Consider the following 20,807-nt stretch of genomic DNA (forward strand, 5'->3'; position numbering starts at 1 on the left):
CGCCGCGCCGCTCCGGGCAACTACGCTGAGCGCCGTGACAGAACGGCTGCCGCTCTTCCCGCTCAACTCGGTCCTCTACCCGGGCCTGGTGCTGCCCCTCAACGTCTTCGAGGAGCGCTACCGCCGTCTCGTCGCCGACCTGCTGGCGCTGCCCGAGGACCAGCCCCGCCGGTTCGGGGTCCTCGCGATCAAGGACGGCCGGGAGGTCTCCCCCGTCCGCGAGAGCGACGGCCCGGCCGGGCCGCTGGACGGGCTGGGCACCGTCACCGGTGACCCGCTGGAGGCGCTGCACCACATCGGCTGCGTGGCCGACGTCGCCTCCGTGCAGCCCCAGCCGGACGGCCGCTACGAGCTCCTGGTCACCGGCACCACCCGGTTCTGGCTGCGCAGCGTCGACACCGGCGGCCCGTACCTCACGGGCGAGATCGAGACGATCGGGGAGGACCAGGGCGAGGGCGCCGGGGCCCTCGCGGCGGGCGTGGAGCGGGCCTTCCGGCTCTACCAGAAGCGGCTGGCGGGCGCCCGGGAGGCCAGCGTCGTCGGCGAGCAGGAGCTGCCGGCCGACCCGCAGGTGCTCTCGTACCTGGTGGCGGCCGCCTCGGTCTTCGACACCCCGGTCAAGCAGCGGCTGCTCGCCTGCCCGGACACCGCGCAGCGGCTGACCGCCGAACTGGAGCTGCTGCGCCGCGAGACGGCGGTGCTGGCCTGGCTGCCCTCGCTGCCGGCCGTCGACCTGACCCGGCAGTCCTTCAGCCCGAACTGACCGCCCCGCACGGGGCCGGTGCCGCGGGCCCGGCCGACCGGGCCCGGGCGGGCGGCCCGCGACACCACACCGAGGGGAGAGCCGGATGGCCAGGAAGGCGAAGAAGGGCGGGCAGGGCACGCCCGCGACGGTGGCCCTGGAGAACGCCGGCGTGCCCTTCACCGTGCACGCCTACGAGCACGATCCGGCCGCCGAGTCCTACGGCGGCGAGGCGGCCGAACTGCTCGGCATCCCGTCCGCCCGGGTCTTCAAGACCCTGGTGGCGGAGGTCGACGGCACCCTCACCGTGGGGGTCGTGCCGGTGTCCGGCCGACTGGACCTGAAGGCGCTGGCCGCCGCCGTCGGCGGCAAGCGCGCCGCGATGGCCGACCCGGCCGCCGCCGAGCGCAGCAGCGGCTACGTGCTGGGCGGCATCTCGCCGCTGGGCCAGCGGCGCCCGTTGCGCACGGTGCTGGACGACAGCGTCCTGGACCACCCGACGGTGTACGTCTCGGCGGGCCGGCGCGGGCTGGAGGTCGAGCTCGCCCCCGCCGACCTGGTGGCGCTCACGGACGCGCGGACGGCCCCCATCGGCCGGTAGGCGCAGGGGGCCGTCGGGGCGACCGGGCGCGGGCGCGCCGCGCCGGACCGTAAGCGGTCAGGCCGGCGGGGCCGGGCGCTCGTCGACGGGTGAACGGTCGCCGGACGAACGCTCGCCGGGGTGGTCGTTCCCCGCGGCGCGGTCGCCGGCCGGCGCGTCGACGGGGGTGGGCGCCGGGCCCGGGGGGACGCCGTCCGCAGGTCCCCCGTACGCCGGAGGCCCGTACGCCGGGGCCTGGGCGGGCCAGGACGCCCCCTCCCAGTAGGGCGGCGGGTCCTGCTCGCGCTTGCCGAAGGCCGCCGACAGGGCCAGCAGCAGCACCATCGCCGTCATCGGCCAGACCAGCAGCGCACCCTTGGCGCCCAGTCGGAGCGCGTCGGTGAACTGGTGGCCGTCGCCGACCTGCCGGGCGTGCGCGATCACGTCGGTGGTCGGGCCGAGCCGGATGCCGAGCCGCCAGGCCAGCAGCGAACCGAGCAGGCCGCCCACGGTCAGGCCGATCGCCACCGCGATCCCGCCACCGCGGCGGCGGGTCAGCAGGAACGCCCCCAGCGCGGTGAGCACACCCGCGCCCAGACCGATCAGCGCGAAGACGGCGTCCGCACCGGCGCGCTGCTCGCCCTCGGGGTCGGCGTACAGGATCCGGTTGCCCTTGACCAGCAGCGGCACCTGCGGCGCCAGCCAGACCCAGAGCCCGGCCATCGCGAAGCCGAGCAGCAGGCAGACGGCCACCGTCAGCGCCCCGATCCGCAGCTCCGGCAGCAGCGGGCGCCTGGGCGCCTTCGCCGACTCCAGGACCAGCGGCGCACCGTAGGGGTACGGGGCCGCGGGCGGGGCCTGTCCGGCGGGGCCCTGGGGCGCGGGCGGACCGGCGCTCCCGGCCGCGCCCGCGGCGGGGCCGGTGAGCTCGCCGGCGGGGACCTTGCCGGGATCCGGAGGTGTGTTCGGTACGGTCACCCGCCCATCGTTTCACGATCGGCCCGGTGGACGCGGTGCGGCCCACGCCCCGGGCGGGCCGCCGGGCCCGGCGGGGCCCCTCGGACGGGCCCGGGAACAGGCCGCTGCCGGTACCGCCGGCCCGGCGGTACCGGGCCGGTGACCCGCCCGTCCGGGACGGGTGGGCCGGCGGTCAGCGGGTGGTGGCCCGGCGGTACGCGAGGGTCGCGGCGGCCAGCGAGACCAGGCCGACGCCCGCGCAGACCGCCAGGTCACCGGTCACCGCCGCCCAGTCGGGGCTCGCGGTGAAGGTCCGGGCGAAGGCCTCGACGCCGTACGTCGAGGGCAGCAGGTCGCGCAGCCACAGCACCGGCTGCGGCAGGCGCTCCACCGGCAGCACGCCCAGCAGCAGCGCCGCCGACATGCCGAGCTGGCCCAGCAGGGTGGCGATCTCCTGGCGGGGCGCGAGCAGCCCGCAGACCGCTCCGAGGCCCGAGAGTGCCGCCCCGGCCAGCGGCACCACCGCCAGCAGCACCCAGAGGTGGGCCAGCGGCAGCTCGAACATCCAGGCCCCGGCGGCGGCCGTGACCAGTGCCCCGGGCAGCGTGAAGGACGCGTACGCGGCGGCGGCGCCCAGCACCACCGAGGCGGCCGGGACGGGCAGGGTGGCGTAGTGGTCCAACCCGCCGGTGGCCCGCAGCCGGCCGAAGTACTGGGCGAGCAGGTTGAGCGCGACGAAGGCGACCACCAGCACGCTGGAGCCGGCCACCACGCCGTGCGCGGCGGCGTTGTTCCCCGGGTCGACGACCCCGCGCATCATCACCAGGATGCCGAGCGACTGGAAGGTCGCGACGAAGAGCAGCGGGATCCGGGCCACCCGGGCCCGGGCCAGCTGGGCCCGGTAGACGGCGGCCAGCGCCGGCAGCAGCCGGGCGGCGGGCGCCAGCGGGGCGGGCGCGGGGGCGGCCGTGGTCTGTGGCGGGGCGGAGAGCAGGGTCACTTGGCCAGTCCTCCGTGGCGGCCGCCCAGCTTGAGGTACGCGTCCTCAAGGCTCGGGGTGGCCAGGGTGAAGTCGTCCAGGGCTGCGAAGGCGGGGCCGGTGGTGACGGCCGCGACCAGTTCGCGGGCCTGCTCGGGGCTGGTGCGCACGGTCCAGCGGCGGCCGGTGCGCTCGGCCCGCTCGGCGAGCCGGGCGACGGCCGGCACGTCCATGGGTGCCTCGGTGCGCCAGACCAGGTCGAGCCGGACGTCGCCGTCGACCAGGGCCTTGAGCCCGCCGGGGGTGTCACAGGCGATCACCCGGCCCTCGTCCACCACCGCGACCCGGTCGAGCACGGTCTCCGCCTCGATGACGTTGTGGGTGACCAGCAGGACGGTCACGCCGTGCTCGGCGCGGCGCCGGTCGACGGCGGACCAGACGGCCCGCCGGGCGACCGGGTCCATGCCGGTGGTCGGCTCGTCCAGGACGAGCAGCGGGCGCTCCCCCACCAGGGCCGCGGCGAAGCAGGCCAGCCGGCGCTGGCCGCCGGAGAGCTTGGCGAGCGGCCGGGCGGCGATGCCCTCCAGGCCGAGTTCGGTGAGCACGTCGGCGGCCTGGCCGCGGGCCTGCGAGCGGCTGAGGCCGCGCAGCCGGCCGGTGGTCTCGGCGGCCAGCGACACGGTGAGCTCGTCCAGCGCGCTGGACTCCTGGCCGAGGTAGGCGAGCAGCCGCGCCGCCCGCTCGGGGTGGCGGACCACGTCGTGGCCGAGGATCTCCACGCTGCCGCTGTCCGGGCGCAGCAACCCGGTGAGCTGGCGGACCAGGGTGGACTTGCCGGCCCCGTTGGGCCCGAGCAGTCCGAACACCTCGCCCTCGCGGATGTCCAGGCTGATGCCGTCGTTGGCGCGGATCGGTCCGGCGCCGGAGCCCCGGCCGGCGGGGTACGTCTTCACCAGGTCGCGCACGGCGCAGCAGCGCCCGGCACGCCGCCCCGGCGTACCGGCGGCCTCGCCCCGGGGCGCGGCGCGTGGTGTCCGCCGGTCGGTCTCGCTCACGAGCGAAGACTCTACGCGCTGGGGTGCCAGAACCGGACAAGGGGGCCTGATCCGGCGAATCCGGCCCGGTGCGCGGGCCGGCGCGGAACCGGCGTGGATCGGACGTGGATCCGGCGCGGATCCGGCGTGGGTCCGGCGTGGATCGGGCGTGGACCCGGGGCGGGATCAGTCGTCGACGACGATCAGGTCGCCACCGGGGACGCGGGCGGCGAGCTCCTTCCAGAAGCCCGCCCGGATCGCATACCGGTCGTGCTCGTCGATCTGGTCGTCCTTGTGGGCGAGCAGGCCGAAGCGGGCGGCGTAGCGGAGCAGCTCGCCGTCCACCCGGTGCGGGATGCGCGGGTAGTCGGGCCACAGGACGGTGAGCCGCTCGGCGTCGCCCAGGCGCTCCGTCCAGCGGCGGGCGAAGACCTGGCCGACCTCGTGGGCGTCGCCGCCGACGGAGGTGATGTCCTCCTCGCGGTCGGCCCAGCGCTGCTCGGCGGTGGTGAGCTGGGCGAGGGTGGGCAGGGCGTCGCCGGCGCCGGCGGTGTCGGCGCCGGGCCGGTCGACCCAGCCCCGGTCGGAGGACCAGCGCAGGACGGGGCCGCCGGCCGCCGCCCCGACCGCGTGCGCCGCCGCCGGGGCGGGCGCGCGGCCGGCGAGGTCCTTGGGGGTGGGGACGACCTTGAGCCCGTTCACGGCCACCGTCTGCCCGCCGGTGGTGGGGCCGGGGATCGCGGGGCCGGTCATGCGGCCCACCGCGGCGCCGGCCATCGCGGCGGCCGGGCGCGGGCGCGCCGGTACGGAGGGCGCGGCGGGCGGTCGGGCGGCGGGCGGGGCGGAGAGGATCTTGGCGATCTCGGGGCGCGGCCCCGGAGCGGGGAAGACCGGCTGGGTCTCGCGGGGGCTGACCCAGCGCTCGATCCACTCGCGGTCCAGCACCCGCCGCTCGTCGGCCTCGCCGACCAGGTCCTCGGACTGGTTGAAGTCCCCGTCGGCGGCCTGCAGCGCCCACAGGTGCACCACGACGCCGTGTTCCTTGGCCGACATCATGCCCGGCAGCAGGTCGCCGTCGCCGGTGATCAGCACGACGTCCGCGCAGGCCCGGTTGCGGGCGAGTTCGGAGAGTTCGGCGTGCATCGCGGCGTCCACGCCCTTCTGCACCCAGCGTCCCTCGGCCCGGGTCAGCGCCCCGAGCCGGACGGTGACCCTGGGCAGCACCCGCAGCCGGCGGTGCTCGGGCATCGGGCGCCGGTCGGGGGCGGCGTCGAACCAGTAGATGCGCAGCAGCGGCAGCCCGGTCTCGTCCTCGGCGCGTTCGCGCAGCGCGGCGATCAGGGCGGTGTGGTCCACCGTCACCCGCGAGCGGGACGGGTCCCCCGCGAGCAGGCTGGCGGCGGCGCCCAGCAGGTACCCGGCATCCACCAGGACGACACAGCGGTCCACGTCCGCACCTCTTTCCGGTCGGCCCCGGGTTCGGCGCCGCCGGCCGGCGGCCCCGAGCGGGCGCGGTCCGCCCAGCGCTCGGGCGGGGCCCGGCGCGCGGCGTAGGGAGCAGTCTGCCCGACCGGCCCGGCCGCGGTGTCACGAACCACGCCGATCGCCACGACCGGCCGCGCCCGGGCCCGCCCGATCGTTGGGATCTCCTTTACCCAGGCTTCGGGCGGTGAACCTCCGCCGTCCACGCCGCACCCCGACCGGCCGATCCCTTCGTACGGGGACGGCGCACCGCGCCGGCGTGCGCCGGCTCGCGTCGGTGTCGGCGCAGGTGGTCGCCCCGCCGGCGTCGACGTGCGCCGGGTGGGGTCGGGCGGGCCCGGAGCCGACGAGGCCCCACCCGCACGGACGGCGGGTGGGGCCTCGGACCTCGTCCGTCGGGTCAGCTCAGCTCGGCGGCGACCAGCTCGGCGATCTGCACGGCGTTCAGGGCGGCGCCCTTGCGCAGGTTGTCGTTGGAGAGGAAGAGCGCGAGGCCGTTGTCGACCGTCTCGTCCACCCGGATCCGGCCCACGTACGAGGCGTCCTTGCCGGCCGCCTGGAGCGGGGTGGGGATCTCGGAGAGCTCCACGCCGGGGGCGTCCTTCAGCAGCTCGTAGGCGCGCTCGACGCTGATCGGGCCGGCGAAGCGGGCGTTGATCTGCAGCGAGTGGCCGGAGAACACCGGGACCCGCACGCAGGTGCCGGAGACCTTGAGCTCCGGGATGCCCAGGATCTTGCGGGACTCGTTGCGGAGCTTCTGCTCCTCGTCGGTCTCGAAGGAGCCGTCGTCGACCAGGTTGCCGGCGAGCGGCACCACGTTGAAGGCGATCGGCCGCTGGTAGACGGCCGGGGCCGGGAACTCCACGGCCTCGCCGTCGTGGGTGAGGCGGTCGGCCTCGCCGACCACCTTGGAGGCCTGGGTGTGCAGCTCGGCGACGCCGGCCAGCCCGGAGCCGGAGACGGCCTGGTAGGTGGTGGCGACCAGGGCGGTCAGCCCCGCCTCCTCGTGCAGCGGGCGCAGCACGGGCATGGCGGCCATGGTGGTGCAGTTGGGGTTGGCGATGATGCCCTTGGGGCGGTCGGCGATCGCCTCCGGGTTGACCTCGGAGACCACCAGCGGGACCTCGGGGTCGCGGCGCCAGGCCGAGGAGTTGTCGATCACGACCGCGCCGGCCGCGGCCACCTTGGGCGCCAGCTCCTTCGAGGTCGAGCCGCCGGCCGAGAAGATCACGATGTCCAGGCCGCTGTAGTCGGCCGTGGCCGCGTCCTCGACGGTGATCTCGGTGTCCTGCCACGGCAGCGTGCGCCCGGCCGAACGGGCCGATGCGAACAGCCGCAGCTGCTCCACCGGGAACGCGCGCTCTGCCAGGATGCCGCGCACCACGGCGCCTACCTGGCCGGTGGCCCCAACAATGCCGATCCTCATCCGACTACTCCTCCATCTGGATGTTCCTGCTGTTCACAGCCGCACTCTGCCCATCATGCCCTGTCCCCGGGCCGGGGCCGCCAGGCATTCCAAGGCGTGAACGGCCCCCTCCGGTCCGCCCCGCGAAATGCCCGCCGGGCTCAACCCGCCAGCTGCTCCGTGTGCGCGAGCGCGGCAGCGACCTCGGCGGGGGCGGCGGGCAGCAGCGGCAGCCGGACGTCGGGGGTGGGGATCCGGCCCTGGGCGTGCAGCACGCCCTTGATCACGGTCGGGTTGGGGGCGGCGAAGGAGGCCAGGGCCAGCCCCGCGAGCCGGTGGCCGAGCGGCCGGGCGCGGGCGACGTCACCGGCCTGCCAGGCGTCGGCGAGTTCGACGAAGCGGGCGGTCGCCAGGTGGGCCGAGGCCAGGATCCCGCCCGCGGCGCCGAGCGCCAGCAGCGGGGAGACGAAGGCGTCGTCGCCGGCCAGCACGGCGAAGCCGGCCGGCGCGCGGCCGAGCAGTTCGACGGTGTCCTGGTCGATGCCGCCGGCGGCGTACTTCACACCCGCGACGCCGGGGACGGCGGCGAGCTCCAGCAGTGCGGCGGCGCCCAGCTGCTGCCCGGTGCGGTACGGGACGTGGTAGAGCACCAGCGGGACGGGGCTGACCTCCGCCAGCCGGCGGAAGTGCGCGACCACGCCGGCCTCGCCCGGCCGGGTGAAGGCCGGGACGGTCACCATCGCGGCCGCCGCCTCGGGGGTGTTCTTGGCGAGCGCGAGCAGTGCCTCGCCGGCCCCGCGGGTGCCCGCGCCGCCGGTGCCCACCAGCAGGGTGGCACCGCGCTCGCGGCAGACCCCGGCGACCACCTCGACGACCGCGCGGCGCTCGGCCTCGTCGAGCGCGGCCGCCTCGGCGGTGGTGCCGAGGGCGGCCAGGCCGGTGGCGCCCTCGTCCAGGGCGGTGTGGGCCAGCGCCTCCAGGGCAGGGCGGGCGACCGAGCCGTCGGTGGCGAACGGCGTGACGAGGGGGACGAGGATCCCGCGCAGCTGGGTGTGGTTCATGGTGATCAGCCTCGCCGGTACCCGATCACCGGGTCCAGTTCATATTTGTGGCGAGAACCGTAAGCTGAGCCGATGCTCGACGTACGACGCCTGCGCCTGCTCAGGGAGCTCGCCCACCGCGGCACCATCGCCGCCGTGGCCGAGGCGCTCGCCTTCAGTCCGTCCGCCGTCTCCCAGCAGCTCTCGGTGCTGGAGCGGGAGGCCGGGGTGCCCCTGCTGGAGCGCACCGGACGCCGGGTCGCGCTGACCCCGGCCGGGCGCAACCTCGTCCGCCACACCGAGGCGGTGCTGGCGCGGCTGGAGCTGGCCGGAGCCGAACTGGCGGACGCCCGGCAGGGGTTGGCGGGGCCGCTGCGGATCGGCACCTTCCCGTCCGCCGCCCGGGCCATCATCCCCGGCGCGCTGATCGCACTGGCGCGCGACCACCCCGGACTGGAGCCGATGGTCGCCGAGATGGACCCGGCCCGGGTCGCCGACGCCCTGCGGGCCGGCGAGCTGGACGTCGCGCTCGTGCACGACTACGACTTCGTCCCCTCGCCGGAGGAACCGGGCCTGAGCACCGATCCGCTGTTCAGCGAGGCGATGTACCTGGCGTCGCCGGCCGGCGAGGACCCGGCGGGCGCGGACGCGGCGGTGGAGGCGGCCGGGGCGGCCGGGGCGGGCGGCGCCGGCACCCGGATCGCCGCGACGGCGTCGCGCACCGTCCTCGCGGGCCCGGATCCGATCGGCCGCTGGCGGCGGTCGCCGTGGATCATGGGCACCCCCGGCACGCTCTGCCGGACGATGGCCGAACGGGCCTGCGAGGCGGCCGGTTTCACTCCCCGGGTGCGCCACCAGGTCGACGAGTTCGCCACCGTGCTGGCCCTGGTGGCGGCCCGCCAGGGGGTCGCCCTGGTGCCCCGGCTGGGCGCTCCGGAGGAGCTCGCGGGCGTCACCCTGACCCGGCTGGCGATGTGCCGCCGCACCCGGACGGCGTTCCGCAGCGGCGCGGCCGCACACCCGGCGGTGGCCGCCTTCTCCGCGGCCCTGCGCACCGCGCTGCCGCCGGGCCTGGACACCGGCCGCCCGGCTCCGGACACCGCGCCCTGAGCACCGGCCCGCCCCCGGCCGGGCCGGGCTCCCGGTCGAATTCACCGGATCGGCCTTGATCACCTCGCGGGCGGTCACTAGCCTGCGCGCATGGCCGAATTGACGCACCGATCCGAGCAGGCCCCGGGTGCCCGGGGCCCCCACGCGACCAGCGAGGTCGACCCTTCGCGGATCGGCCCCGTCCGCACCGAGTACGCCCCGGCGCACGACGGCGACCCGGACCCGGGCGAGATCGTCTGGACCTGGGTCCCCTACGAGGAGAACGACGGCCGGGGCAAGGACCGCCCGGTGCTGGTGGTCGCGCGCGAGCCGGGCGGGACGCTGCTCACCGTGATGCTCTCCAGCAAGGCGCACTCCTCGGACGGCGACTGGGTGCCGATCGGCGCGGGCCCCTGGGACCGCACCGGCCGGGACTCCTGGGTCTCACTGGAGCGGGTGCTGCGGGTGCACGACGAGGGGATGCGCCGCGAGGCCTGCGCCCTCGACCGGGCCCGGTTCAACCTGGTGGTCGACCGGCTGAAGCTCCGCTACCGCTGGAGCTGAGCCGCGCCGGGCGGGTACGGCGGGCCCGACCGGCAGCCGCCCGCCCACGGGCGGATTGCCGCGAACGCCCCCCGGGCGCGCCCCGGCACGGCTACAACGGGCTGGACACGCAACGACGAGCGAGCCGGGAACATGAGCACTCACAACACGCCGGGATACGGCTATCCGTCCGACCCCGACAACCCGTACGGCCAGACCCCGTACGGCAAGCAACCACCACCCGGGCAACCGCAGCCCCCGCCCGGGCAACCGCAGCCGTACGGCCAGCAACCGCCGTACGGGCAGCCGCAACCCGCCGCCGGACAGCCCGGGTACGGGCCTCCCCCGCCGCCGCAGCAGCCCTACGGCCAGCCCGGGTACGAGCAGCAGCCCTACGCCCAGCCCGGCTACGGGCAGCAGCCGCAACCCGCCCAACCCGGGTACGAGCAGCAGCCCTACGCGCAGCCGGGCTACGGGCAGCAGCCGCCCGCCCAACCCGGGTACGGGCAGCCGCCGTACGGCCAGCCCGGCTACGCCCCGCCCGGCTACGGCCCGCAGCAGGCGGCCTGGCCGCAGTGGCTGGCCGCGCCCGGCCCGTACGGCGGGCCGCCCGCGCCGGGGACCCGCGCCCTGGCCTCCCCCGGTGACCGGTTCCTCGCGCGGCTGATCGACTTCGCCGTCCTGCTGATCCCGTGCGTGATCCTCTGGGCACTGGTGGCGAGCACCGGCTCGATCGCGCTGTACCTGCTGCTCGGGCTGGCGACCTTCGGGTACGAGATCGTCATGCTGCTCACCCAGCAGGGCCAGACCGTGGGCAAGAAGGCGATGCGGATCCGGGTGGTGTCCCTGCAGCACGGCGGGCGGCCCACCGACGGCGCCCTGTGGACCCGCGCCGCCCTCTACGGGCTGCCGTCCGCCGTCTACTGCGTCGGCAGCCTGTTCGCGCTGGTGGACGTGCTGTGGCAGCTGTGGGACAAGCCGTTCCAGCAGTGCCTGCACGACAAGGCGGCGACCACCGTGGTGGTCAAGGAGGGCTGAGGGCGGCCTGCCGGGCGCCGGTGGCCGACGGGCCGCGGGCGTCCGGGGGGCCGTCGGCGTGACCGGTCTCACAGCGGACCGGGCGGGCCGCGGGCGGGCACCGGATCCGGTCACCGGGCGGCCCCGAACCGGCTCGGTCGCCACCCGGCGACGGGCAGTGACGGTCACTGTCGCACCCGTCCCGGACACCCCGTCAGGCACCGGGAATCGATCTTCGGACCGCGCTAGGGTGGGGGTTTCCCCCGCCGGAGATCTATGTCCGAGGAGTCATTCCCACGTGGCCGACAGCTTCGTTCACCTGCATGTCCACACCGAGTACTCGATGCTGGACGGGGCCGCGAAGAACGGCAAGCTGTTCGCGGAGGCCCAGCGGCAGGGCATGCCCGCCATCGCGATGAGCGACCACGGCAACATGTTCGGCGCGTACGAGTTCTTCCAGAGCGCGAAGAAGCTCGACGGCGCCGTGAAGCCGATCATCGGCATCGAGGCGTACGTGGCGCCCGGCTCGCGCTTCCACAAGAAGCCGACCTTCTGGGCACCGGGCGGGCAGCGGCAGGTGAGCGCCGACGGCGAGGGCGGCAAGGACGTCTCCGGCGGCGGCCGCTACACCCACATGACCATGTGGGCGCAGAACGTCACCGGCCTGCGGAACCTCTTCAAGCTCTCCTCGCTCGCGTCGATGGAGGGCTACTACATGAAGCCCCGGATGGACCGCGAGCTGATCGCCGCGAACTCCACCGGGATCATCGCCACCACCGGCTGCCCCTCCGGCGAGGTGCAGACCCGCCTGCGGCTCGGCCAGTACGAGGAGGCGGTCAAGGCCGCCGGCGCCTACCAGGACATCTTCGGCCGGGAGAACTACTTCCTGGAGCTGATGGACCACGGCCTGTCCATCGAGCGGGACGTCCGCCAGGACCTGCTGCGGCTGGCCAGGGAGCTGAACATCCCGCTGCTGGCCACCAACGACTCGCACTACGTGACCGCGGACCAGGCGGACGCCCACGACAGCCTGCTCTGCGTCGGCGTGGGCAAGAACAAGGACGACCCGAACCGCTTCAAGTTCAACGGCGACGGCTACTACGTCAAGACCGCCGACGAGATGCAGGCGCTGTTCAGCGAGCTCCCGGAGGCCTGCGCCAACACCCTGGCGATCGCCGAGCGGATCGAGCCGTACGACGAGGTCTTCAACTACGTCGACCGGATGCCGCAGTTCGACGTCCCCGAGGGCGAGACCCAGGCGTCCTTCCTGCGCCAGAAGATCAAGGCCGGCCTGCAGGTCCGCTACGGCGACAACCCGAGCCAGGAGGTGCTGGACCGGGTCGAGCTGGAGATGGGCGTCATCTCCCCGATGGGCTTCGACGCGTACTTCCTCGTGGTCGCCGACATCTGCCAGTACGCCCGCGACAACGGCATCCCGGTCGGCCCGGGCCGTGGCTCCGCGGCCGGCTCGATGGTCTCGTACCTCACCCGGATCACCGAGCTGGACCCGCTGGAGCACGACCTCCTCTTCGAGCGGTTCCTGAACCCCGAGCGCATCAACCCCCCGGACGTCGACATCGACTTCGACGACCGCCAGCGCGACCAGATGGTGCGCTACGTCACCGACAAGTACGGCGCCGAGTACACCGCCCAGGTGAACACCTTCGGCACCATCAAGGCCAAGGCCGCCGTCAAGGACGCCAACCGCATCCTCGGCTACCCCTTCGCGATGGGCGACCGGATCACCAAGGCGATGCCGCCGGACGTGATGGGCAAGGGCGTCCCGCTCGCGGACCTCTTCAACGAGAAGCACCCCCGGTACAACGAGGGCACCGAGATCCGGGCGCTCTACCAGAACGAGCCCGACGTCAAGAAGATCATCGACACCGGGCTGGGCATCGAGGGCCTGATCCGCGGCACCGGCGTGCACGCCGCCGCCGTCATCCTCTCCTCGACCCCGCTGCTCGAACTCGTCCCGCTGCACATGCGGGACAAGGACGGCGTGATCATCACCGGCTTCGACTACCCGTCGTGCGAAGCCATGGGCCTGATCAAGATGGACTTCCTGGGTCTGCGGAACCTGGGCATCATCGACCACTGCATCAAGATCGTGAAGGCCAACCGCGGTGTCGAGGTCGACATCGAGAAGATCGCCCTCGACGACCCGACCACGTACGAGCTGCTGGCCCGCGGCGACACCCTGGGCGTGTTCCAGCTCGACGGCGGCCCCATGCGGGCCCTGCTCAAGCTGATGAAGCCCACCGAGTTCGCCGACATCTCCGCCGTCTCGGCGCTGTACCGGCCCGGCCCGATGGGCATGAACTCGCACACCAACTACGCGCTGCGCAAGAACGCCCAGCAGGAGATCATCCCGATCCACCCGGAGCTGGAGGAGCCCCTCAAGGAGGTCCTCGGCCCCACCTACGGTCTGATCGTCTACCAGGAGCAGGTGCAGCGAGCCGCGCAGGTGCTGGCCGGCTACAGCCTCGGACAGGCCGACCTGCTCCGCCGCGCGATGGGCAAGAAGAAGAAGGAGGTCCTGGAGAAGGAGTTCGTCCCCTTCCACGCGGGCTGCAAGGAGCGCGGCTACTCGGACGAGGCGATCCAGGCGGTCTGGGACGTGCTGGTCCCGTTCGCCGGCTACGCGTTCAACAAATCGCACTCCGCCGCGTACGGCCTGGTCTCGTACCAGACCGCGTACCTCAAGGCCAACTACCCGGCCGAGTACATGGCCGCCCTGCTGACCTCGGTGGCGGACGACAAGGACAAGATGGCCGTCTACCTGGCGGAGTGCCGCCAGATGGGCATCAAGATCCTCTCGCCGGACGTCAACGAGTCCGTGGTCGACTTCACCGCCGTCGGCAACGACGTCCGCTTCGGCCTCAAGGCCGTCCGCAACGTCGGCGTGCCGGTCATCGAGTCGCTGGTCAGGACCCGCGGCGAGAAGGGCAAGTACACCTCCTTCGCGGACTTCCTGGACAAGGTCGAGCTGGTGGTGTGCAACAAGCGCACCATCGACTCGCTGATCAAGGCCGGCGCCTTCGACTCGCTCGGACACACCCGCCTGTCGCTGACCACCGTCCACGAGAACGCCATCGACGCCGTCACGGGCGTCAAGAAGCAGCAGGCCATCGGCCAGGACGACCTGTTCGGCGCGATGGACACCGGCGAGGACATCCCGACCATCGGCCTGGACTTCGAGCTCACCGACCGCGAATGGCCGCGCAAGCAACTGCTCAGCCTGGAGCGGGAGATGCTCGGCCTGTACGTCTCCAGCCACCCGCTGGACGGCGCCGAGCACATCCTCTCCCGCAACCGCGACATCTCCATCGCCGAACTCCTCGGCTCCGGCCGCACCGAGGGCGAGGTCAAGCTCGCCGGCCTGATCACCTCGGTCGACCGGCGGATCAACAAGGCGGGCAACGCCTGGGCGATCATCACCCTGGCCGACCGCGACGGCTCGGTCGAGGTGCTGTTCTTCCCCGCCACCTACAACCTGATGGCCGACCAGATGGTCGAGGACAACGTCATCTCGGCCCGCGGCCGGCTCAACGAGCGCGACGGCTCGCTGAGCATCTTCGGGCAGGAGATCGTCCAGCTCGACATCTCCTCCGCCGAGCACGGCGGCAAGCCGCCGATCCAGATCACCGTGCCCGAGACCAAGGTCAACCCGCACATGATCCGCGAGCTCAAGCGCTCACTGCGGGCCCACCCCGGCGACGTACCGGTGCGCCTGCTCACCACCAGCCGGCAGAAGAACGTCCTGTACGAGCTCGGCTTCCTGGTCAACACCGACAACGCCTTCGCCAGCGAGGTGAAGACGCTGCTCGGGCCCTCCGCCTGGAGCATCTGACCGGGGGTCGGTACGCCGGTTCGGTACGCCGGTTTGGGTATGCCGGTTCGGGGCCGCCGCCACCGGTGCGCGGCGGCCCCGGACCGGCGTGGCCGTCCCCCCGCGGCCGGTACCGTACCGGCCGCGGGGGTCGGGCCCTCGGCAGGTCAGGCCGTGACCAGCGAGAGGCCGTAGACCGAGAGGATCTCGTTCACCGGCTGGAACCAGGTCTGGCCGCCGCTGCTGCAGTTGCCCCAGCCGCCGGAGGTCACGCCCTGCGCCTGGTCGCCGGTGATGAAGGAGCCGCCGGAGTCGCCCGGCTCGGCGCAGACGCTGGTGCGGGTCACCTGGTAGACCGCGCCCTGGCTGTAGTTCACCGTCTCGTTGAGGCCCTGCACCGTGCCGCAGTGCCAGTGGGTGGTGGAGCCGGAGCGGCAGACCGAGGAGCCGACCGGCGCCTGCCAGGACCCGCGGACCAGCACGTCACTGACGGTGCCCCAGCCGAGCACCACCGGGACGGTCCACCAGCCGTTGCCGATCCGGATGAACGAGTAGTCGTTGCCGGGGAAGGACGAGCCGGCGAACGAGCCCATCGCCGAACCGTCCCAGCCGACCACGCTGCTCCCCGCGCCGCCGCAGTGCCCGGCGCTGACGAAGCCGCCCTGCACCGCGAAGCCGATCGAGCAACGGGTGTTGCCGTTGATGTAGTACGGGTCCCCGCCGACCACGCCGGCCGACAGGGTGCGCGGCGTACGGTCGGCGCTCTGCTCCTCGACGGCCACCGGGCCGGCCTGCTCGGCGGCGGCGACGAAGGCCGCCACCCGGGCGTCCTGCCGGGCGCCGGGGGCGAGTTCGATCACCACGCTGTTGCGCCGGGGGTCGACCCGCCAACTGCTCACCCCCGCCGGGGCGGCGGAGCTGCGGGAGCGGGCGTCGACGGCGGCCTTGGCGGCGTCGAGCTCCGCCTGCGAGTGCCGGACGAGGACCGGTTCGGCCCCAGCCGCCCGCAGGGCCGCGCTGTGCGCCGCGTCGGTGACCGCGACCACGAGGGCCTCCCGGTCGGCGTCGTACCAGGAGCCGGCGTAGGCGGGGCCGGCGAGCTGTTCGGCCCGGGGTGTCAGCCGGGCCGCCGCGTCCTCCCGGGCCAGCCGGCGGGCGGCCTGACCCTCGGTGAGGCCGAGGTCGCGCCGGAGTGCCTCGGTGAGGCCGGGCGACAGCGGCCGGGCCTGGTCGGCGGTGGTGGCGCTCGTACGGTCGTCGGCCGAGGCGGCGGAGACGCCGAGGCCGAGGGTGGACAGGGTCATGAGGGTGGCGACAGCCACCCGGGCAACGATGTTCCGCACCGTTGAACTCCTCTGATCCGTGGCGGGGTGGGGCCTGCCTTACGGGGAGAGAGCGCTCTCTGTAGAACTGGTCCAGACCGCGCAGCGAGTTTTACATCGTTGAATGAGCGCGTCAACAATGCCAACTGAACTGCTACAGAAGTGACCTGACGCGCAATCGGCACAAGGATCATCAGCGGGAGGCGGCATCGGATCGCACCGCGGCCAGCCGACCGGGGGCCGCCGGCGCCCCACGCACGGCGTCGCACGACGCACCGTCCGGCACCGGTACGGGACGCCGTCGCCGGAGCGATAGTCTCCCGGATGGCCACGCCCGCCGACTCGTCCCCGCGCGGGGACGGCCATGCGTCACAGAAGGACACGCCCATGCCCGACCAGCTCACCGCCGCCCTCCGCGAACCCGAGCGCGCCGAGACCATCCTGCGGGTCTTCGACGCCGCCTTCGGCGAGCTGCTGGCCCAGGACCCGGCCGCGTTCCGGGTGAAGTTCCGCAAGATGGCCGCCTCCGCCTTCGCCTTCTACCGGGGCACCGCCGGCCTCTTCTACGCCGACCTCACCACCGAGCCCTACGAGGCGTACGGCGCCGCGTTCCTGGACGGGCGCACCAGCCGGGTCTGGATCCACGGCGACCTGCACGCCGAGAACTTCGGCAGCTACCTCAACTCCGAGGGCCGGCTGGTCTTCAACGTCAACGACTTCGACGAGGCCTACGTCGGCGCCTTCACCTGGGACGTCCAGCGGCTGGCCGCCAGCCTGGCCCTGATCGGCTACGCCAAGGCGCTCTCCGACCGCACCATCACCGAACTGGTCGGCACCTTCGCCGCCGCGTACCGCGCACGGATCTCCGCCCTGGTCCGCGGCGACGAGGGCGCCGCCGTCACCCTGGACACCGCCACCGGCCCGATCCTGGAGACCCTGCGCCGCGCCCGCCTGCAGACCCGGGTCGCGCTGCTGGACTCCGAGACCGTCATCGACGGGTACGACCGCCGCTTCCGCAAGGGCGGGGGCGCCTTCGAACTCGACGAGGCCACCCGGGCCGAGGTGCTCACCGCCTTCGAGGCCTACCTGACCACCCTGCCGACCGCCACCCGCACCCGCCCGGACGCCCTGCGGGTCAAGGACGTCGTCGGCCGCCGCGGCATCGGCATCGGCAGCGCCGGACTGCCCTCCTACAACCTGCTGCTGGAGGGCCACACCGACGCCCTGGAGAACGACGTCATCATCTACATGAAGCAGGGTCAGACCCCGGCCGTCTCCCAGCACGTCACCGACCCCGAGATCCGGGAGTACTTCGAGCACGAGGGCCACCGCACCGTCATCTCGCAGCGCGCCCTCCAGGCCCACAGCGACCCCTGGCTCGGCTACGCCTCGCTGCGCGGCCGGGGGCAGCTGGTCGCCGAGGTCTCCCCGTACGCCACCGACCTCGACTGGACCGACCTCAACGAGCAGGCCGACCTCCACTCGGTGATCGACTACCTCGGCCGCGCGACCGCCACCATGCACGCCGCCGCGGACGAGTCCTCCAGCGGCCACACCCTGGTGCCGTTCTCCACCGAACACGCCATCGACACCGCGATCGGAAAGGATGAGAGCGCTTTCACCGGCATGCTGGTCGACTTCGCCCACGCCTACGGCGCCCGCGCCCGCCAGGACCACCAGATCTTCGTCGACCTGTTCCGCAACGGCCGCATCCCGGGGCTGTGAGGCCGGATCCACGGTGTCGGGTCGGGGCCGCGGTCCGCTCCCGGGCGGCGGCCCCGACCCGCGGAAGCGGTCCCCCGCCCCGACCCGCGGATTCCTCCCCGGCCCCGACGACCCCACCCGCCGGGGCGCAGCCGCGCCGTACCCTGGACCCATGACCCCCGAGGAGCTCGCCAACCTGGCGCACCTGCGGCGGGCCCGGGACCTGATCGACCGGGACTACGCCCGCCCGCTCGACGTGCCCACGATGGCCCGGCACGCGCTGATGTCCCCCGCGCACTTCTCCCGGCAGTTCCGGGCGGCCTACGGCGAGACGCCGTACAACTACCTCATGACCCGCCGGATCGAGCGCGCGATGGCGCTGCTGCGGGCCGGGATGAGCGTGACCGACGCCTGCATGACGGTCGGCTGTACCTCGCTCGGATCGTTCAGTTCGCGCTTCACCGAGGTGGTGGGCGAGACGCCGAGCGCGTACCGGACCCGCGAGCACTCGGCGGTGGAGGCGATGCCCGCGTGCGTGGCGAAGGTCCGCACCCGGCCCCTCAGGACGGGGCCGCCGGCGAGCAGGATTCGAGAAGCGGGCGATCCGAGCGCCGCCTAACGTGGCTCGCATGGACATCGCACTTCAGTACTGCAACATCACCGTCAACGACGTGGACGAGTCGCTCGCCTTCTACCGCGACGCGCTCGGCCTGGAGGAGCGCAACGACGTCGCCTCGGGCGGCTTCCGCTGGGTCACCCTCGGCAGCGCGGCCCAGCCGGGCCTGGAGATCGTGCTCTCCGAGCCGCACGCCGGCCGCTCCCAGGCCGACGGCGACGCCCTCCAGGCGCTGCTGACCAAGGGCGTGCTGCCGAGTTTCGTCTTCCGCGCGGACGACGTCGACGCCGCCTTCGAGAAGCTCCGGGCCTCCGGCGCCGAGGTGCTCCAGGAGCCGATCGACCAGGCGTGGGGCCCGCGCGACTGCGCCTTCCGCGACCCCTCCGGCAACATGGTGCGGATCTCGCAGGCGCCGAAGTAGCCCCGCCCGGACCTCCCCCGCGCTGATCCGCGGGGGCGGACCGACATCGCGCGAGACCGGTACGGCGAGAGACCGGTACGGCGAGAGACCGGTACGGCGAGAGACCGGGCGCGGCCCCGGGGCGACCCTCCGTCAGGAGGCCCGCCCCGGGGCCGCGCCCGCGTCCCGTGTGCTCCTCGGAGGCGATCCCTCCCCCGTCGGGCCTCCCGGTCAGGCGGCGAGGTCCGGAGCCCCCGTCAGGCCTCCGGGTCGCGGAGGCCGACGCAGTCGTGCGCCCAGAAGGTCTCCGAGTACACGAAGGTGCCCGTCATCCAGGGCTCGTGGGCCGGCAGGCGGGCGACCTGGAACGCCGGTTCGGGGATGCGCAGCGACGGGGAGCGGAAGCCCGCGGGACCGGCCGGCTCGAACCCGCGGGTGCGGTAGTAACCCGGATCGCCCTCCAGGAAGACCAGCGGCGCGCCGGCCTCCGCCGCCGCCGCGAGGGCGTGGGCGATCAGCCGCGTCCCGATGCCCCGGCCCTGGAACTCCGGGAGCACGCCCAGCGGTGAGAGGCTGAGGACGTCGACGATCCGGCGCGGGGCGTCCAGCCGGCCGTGGCTCAGCAGGACGTGCCCGACCACGGCGCCGTCCGCCACCGCGACGAAGGACATCGGCGCCGGTCCCGCCCCGGCGACCCGGAGTGCGTCCACCAGCCGGGAGACCCGCCCGTCGTCTCCGAAGGCCCGGGTGTGGAGCTCCCCGACGGCCGGGTGGTCGGCGGCAACCTCCCGACGGACGACCGGACGCCCACCTCCCGCTGCCCCGCCGGGGCCGTTGCGCTTGCCGGGGCCGTTGCGCTCGCCGGGTTCGCCCTCGCCGTCAGGTTCGACCTCACCTCCGCCCTGGTGGCCGAGGGGTGCTGGTCCGGGGTGTCCGTGCCGGGGATCGGATGCCATGCGCGCGAGGGTACGCCCGGGCCGTGCGGTGCTGCGCGGAATTTCCCGCCGGTGGCGGCCGGGGCTGCCGGGGGTGCGGCGCCGGTCCCGGGCCGCCGACGGAGTCGACGAGGCCGACGAGACCGACGCCGCATGGCCCGCCGCGCTCCCCGCCGAACCTGCCGCATTCCCCGGCGAACCAGTCGTATTCCCCCGGCGATCAGGGCACGCTAGCCTCGACCGACCACGCGAAATCCGGTACCGCAAAGGGGACTTCATGACGTTCGACCCGTACCGACCGGTACCGACCGGCGGGTACCCGGGGGCGGCTCCCGTACGGCGGAGCACCGGTGGCGGCCTGGTCGCCATCGGCATCCTGTCGACCCTGCTGCTCCTCTCCGAACTGGGCGTTCTCGCCTACGACATCAGCCGGGAGGGCGTCTCCTACCTGCCCGTCGCGCTCGGCTTCAGCTACGAGCACGCCGTCTTCGACGTCCCGGTCGGCTTCTACGGCTACGACACCGGGTTGTCCGTCGCGCTGCTGGCGCTGGCCATCGGGGCGTTCAGCGGCGGGCGCTGGGTACGGTCGGCCGCGGTGGTGCTGTTCGCCGTGGACGCCTACACCTCGGGGGTGTTCCTGATCAGCCAGCTGACGGACGGGTCCGGCCGCGGCCACTTCGCCGAACCGCTCACCAACCTGCTGCTCAACCTCACCCGGGTGCTGATCCTCGTGGTGGCCGTGGTCGTGGCGATCGTGGTGGCCGCCACCCGATCCACCATCCCCTCCGGCGCCCGTTCCGGCGGACCCGTCCTGTTCGACGCCCCCGCCCCGCCTCCGGCGAACCCGTACCTCTCGTACCAGCCGCAGGCGCCGCAGCAGGCCGCCCCGCAGCAGGCGCAGCCGGGTGCCCCGGTCCAGCCGTACGGTTCCGCTCAGCCCTACGGTTCGCCCCCGTCCTACGGTTCGACCCCCTCCTACGGTTCGGAGCCCTACGCTTCCGCCCAGCCGTCCACCCCGCCGCGGCCCGCCGCGCCGCCGCCCGTGCCCCCGGCGGCCTCCGCGCCGGAGGACCGCCACCCCGGCTGACCGGCACCCGCGCCGGCCTGCCACCTGCCACCTGCCACCTGCC

The 20,807-nt window shown here is 74.1% G+C and carries 18 protein-coding genes; 10 read left to right on the plus strand and 8 right to left on the minus strand.

Annotated elements, in window-relative coordinates; genetic code table 11:
• Nucleotides 1-34 precede the first annotated feature (34 nt).
• Entirely contained in the window at nucleotides 35-763 is a 729-nt protein-coding gene (locus ACFTWP_RS14885) for an LON peptidase substrate-binding domain-containing protein (protein WP_380264910.1), read from the plus strand.
• Nucleotides 764-848: 85 nt separating this feature from the next.
• Nucleotides 849-1,343, plus strand: coding sequence for a Cys-tRNA(Pro) deacylase (gene ybaK / locus ACFTWP_RS14890; protein WP_380264911.1), 495 nt, complete (start codon nucleotides 849-851; stop codon nucleotides 1,341-1,343).
• A 57-nt stretch (nucleotides 1,344-1,400) separates the two neighbouring features.
• On the opposite strand, the gene ACFTWP_RS14895 is transcribed toward ybaK, so the two are convergent.
• The 6 genes from ACFTWP_RS14895 to ACFTWP_RS14920 form a co-directional block, all read right to left on the minus strand.
• The gene (locus ACFTWP_RS14895) at nucleotides 1,401-2,300 is read right to left on the minus strand and encodes a hypothetical protein (protein ID WP_380264912.1); all 900 of its coding nucleotides are present in this window, start codon (nucleotides 2,298-2,300) and stop codon (nucleotides 1,401-1,403) included.
• Nucleotides 2,301-2,472: 172 nt separating this feature from the next.
• Nucleotides 2,473-3,279, minus strand: coding sequence for an ABC transporter permease (locus ACFTWP_RS14900; RefSeq protein WP_380264913.1), 807 nt, complete (start codon nucleotides 3,277-3,279; stop codon nucleotides 2,473-2,475).
• Complete coding sequence (locus tag ACFTWP_RS14905) at nucleotides 3,276-4,313, minus strand: ABC transporter ATP-binding protein (protein ID WP_380264914.1); 1,038 nt, start codon at nucleotides 4,311-4,313, stop codon at nucleotides 3,276-3,278. Before ACFTWP_RS14905 ends, ACFTWP_RS14900 begins: the two co-directional genes overlap by 4 nt.
• 165 nt (nucleotides 4,314-4,478) lie before the next feature.
• Nucleotides 4,479-5,741: an NYN domain-containing protein gene (locus ACFTWP_RS14910; protein WP_380264915.1), complete on the minus strand. Its 1,263-nt coding sequence runs from the start codon at nucleotides 5,739-5,741 to the stop codon at nucleotides 4,479-4,481.
• Between the two features lie 433 nt (nucleotides 5,742-6,174).
• On the minus strand, nucleotides 6,175-7,200 hold the full coding sequence (locus ACFTWP_RS14915) for an aspartate-semialdehyde dehydrogenase (protein WP_380264916.1): 1,026 nt from the start codon (nucleotides 7,198-7,200) through the stop codon (nucleotides 6,175-6,177).
• Nucleotides 7,201-7,340: 140 nt separating this feature from the next.
• Nucleotides 7,341-8,240, minus strand: a complete 900-nt coding sequence (locus ACFTWP_RS14920; protein ID WP_380264917.1) for a dihydrodipicolinate synthase family protein — start codon at nucleotides 8,238-8,240, stop codon at nucleotides 7,341-7,343.
• A gap of 72 nt (nucleotides 8,241-8,312) precedes the next feature.
• On the opposite strand from ACFTWP_RS14920, the gene ACFTWP_RS14925 reads away from it, so the two are divergent.
• From ACFTWP_RS14925 to dnaE, 4 genes are all read left to right on the plus strand, one after another.
• A complete protein-coding gene (locus ACFTWP_RS14925) occupies nucleotides 8,313-9,329 on the plus strand; it encodes a LysR family transcriptional regulator (RefSeq protein WP_380264919.1) in 1,017 nt (338 codons plus the stop codon).
• Nucleotides 9,330-9,419: 90 nt separating this feature from the next.
• Nucleotides 9,420-9,872, plus strand: coding sequence for a type II toxin-antitoxin system PemK/MazF family toxin (locus tag ACFTWP_RS14930; RefSeq protein WP_380264920.1), 453 nt, complete (start codon nucleotides 9,420-9,422; stop codon nucleotides 9,870-9,872).
• A gap of 132 nt (nucleotides 9,873-10,004) precedes the next feature.
• Nucleotides 10,005-10,889, plus strand: a complete 885-nt coding sequence (locus ACFTWP_RS14935; RefSeq protein WP_380264921.1) for an RDD family protein — start codon at nucleotides 10,005-10,007, stop codon at nucleotides 10,887-10,889.
• 277 nt (nucleotides 10,890-11,166) lie between these two features.
• Nucleotides 11,167-14,721: a DNA polymerase III subunit alpha gene (gene dnaE / locus ACFTWP_RS14940; protein ID WP_380264922.1), complete on the plus strand. Its 3,555-nt coding sequence runs from the start codon at nucleotides 11,167-11,169 to the stop codon at nucleotides 14,719-14,721.
• A gap of 146 nt (nucleotides 14,722-14,867) precedes the next feature.
• Here dnaE and ACFTWP_RS14945 read toward each other — a convergent pair whose 3' ends face one another.
• On the minus strand, nucleotides 14,868-16,004 hold the full coding sequence (locus tag ACFTWP_RS14945; protein WP_380264978.1) for a S1 family peptidase: 1,137 nt from the start codon (nucleotides 16,002-16,004) through the stop codon (nucleotides 14,868-14,870).
• Between the two features lie 405 nt (nucleotides 16,005-16,409).
• Between ACFTWP_RS14945 and ACFTWP_RS14950 the strand changes: the two genes are divergently transcribed.
• The 3 genes from ACFTWP_RS14950 (at nucleotide 16,410) to ACFTWP_RS14960 (ending at nucleotide 18,763) form a co-directional block, all read left to right on the plus strand.
• On the plus strand, nucleotides 16,410-17,747 hold the full coding sequence (locus ACFTWP_RS14950) for a DUF2252 domain-containing protein (protein WP_380264923.1): 1,338 nt from the start codon (nucleotides 16,410-16,412) through the stop codon (nucleotides 17,745-17,747).
• Nucleotides 17,748-17,898: 151 nt separating this feature from the next.
• The gene (locus ACFTWP_RS14955; RefSeq protein WP_380264924.1) at nucleotides 17,899-18,345 is read left to right on the plus strand and encodes a helix-turn-helix transcriptional regulator; all 447 of its coding nucleotides are present in this window, start codon (nucleotides 17,899-17,901) and stop codon (nucleotides 18,343-18,345) included.
• Between the two features lie 10 nt (nucleotides 18,346-18,355).
• Nucleotides 18,356-18,763, plus strand: a complete 408-nt coding sequence (locus tag ACFTWP_RS14960) for a VOC family protein (protein ID WP_380264925.1) — start codon at nucleotides 18,356-18,358, stop codon at nucleotides 18,761-18,763.
• Nucleotides 18,764-18,999: 236 nt separating this feature from the next.
• On the opposite strand, the gene ACFTWP_RS14965 is transcribed toward ACFTWP_RS14960, so the two are convergent.
• Nucleotides 19,000-19,698 carry a GNAT family N-acetyltransferase gene (locus ACFTWP_RS14965; RefSeq protein WP_380264926.1) on the minus strand — a complete coding sequence of 233 codons (699 nt, stop codon included), beginning with the start codon at nucleotides 19,696-19,698 and terminating at the stop codon, nucleotides 19,000-19,002.
• 256 nt (nucleotides 19,699-19,954) lie between these two features.
• Here ACFTWP_RS14965 and ACFTWP_RS14970 point away from each other — a divergent pair, with 256 nt between their 5' ends.
• Nucleotides 19,955-20,764 carry a hypothetical protein gene (locus ACFTWP_RS14970; RefSeq protein ID WP_380264927.1) on the plus strand — a complete coding sequence of 270 codons (810 nt, stop codon included), beginning with the start codon at nucleotides 19,955-19,957 and terminating at the stop codon, nucleotides 20,762-20,764.
• Nucleotides 20,765-20,807 lie beyond the last annotated feature (43 nt).

It is taken from the genome of Kitasatospora sp. NPDC057015 (assembly GCF_042673745.1).
Classification (GTDB): Bacteria; Actinomycetota; Actinomycetes; order Streptomycetales; family Streptomycetaceae; genus Kitasatospora.

Bases quoted from the DNA above. Each gene is read 5' to 3' on its own strand.
- ybaK (WP_380264911.1), top strand. From the start codon at position 849: ATGGCCAGGAAGGCGAAGAAGGGCGGGCAGGGCACGCCCGCGACGGTG.
- ACFTWP_RS14915 (WP_380264916.1), bottom strand. From the start codon at position 7,200: ATGAGGATCGGCATTGTTGGGGCCACCGGCCAGGTAGGCGCCGTGGTG.
- ACFTWP_RS14920 (WP_380264917.1), bottom strand. From the start codon at position 8,240: ATGAACCACACCCAGCTGCGCGGGATCCTCGTCCCCCTCGTCACGCCG.
- ACFTWP_RS14925 (WP_380264919.1), top strand. From the start codon at position 8,313: ATGCTCGACGTACGACGCCTGCGCCTGCTCAGGGAGCTCGCCCACCGC.
- ACFTWP_RS14930 (WP_380264920.1), top strand. From the start codon at position 9,420: ATGGCCGAATTGACGCACCGATCCGAGCAGGCCCCGGGTGCCCGGGGC.
- ACFTWP_RS14935 (WP_380264921.1), top strand. From the start codon at position 10,005: ATGAGCACTCACAACACGCCGGGATACGGCTATCCGTCCGACCCCGAC.
- ACFTWP_RS14945 (WP_380264978.1), bottom strand. From the start codon at position 16,004: ATGACCCTGTCCACCCTCGGCCTCGGCGTCTCCGCCGCCTCGGCCGAC.
- ACFTWP_RS14950 (WP_380264923.1), top strand. From the start codon at position 16,410: ATGCCCGACCAGCTCACCGCCGCCCTCCGCGAACCCGAGCGCGCCGAG.
- ACFTWP_RS14955 (WP_380264924.1), top strand. From the start codon at position 17,899: ATGACCCCCGAGGAGCTCGCCAACCTGGCGCACCTGCGGCGGGCCCGG.
- ACFTWP_RS14960 (WP_380264925.1), top strand. From the start codon at position 18,356: ATGGACATCGCACTTCAGTACTGCAACATCACCGTCAACGACGTGGAC.
- ACFTWP_RS14965 (WP_380264926.1), bottom strand. From the start codon at position 19,698: ATGGCATCCGATCCCCGGCACGGACACCCCGGACCAGCACCCCTCGGC.
- ACFTWP_RS14970 (WP_380264927.1), top strand. From the start codon at position 19,955: ATGACGTTCGACCCGTACCGACCGGTACCGACCGGCGGGTACCCGGGG.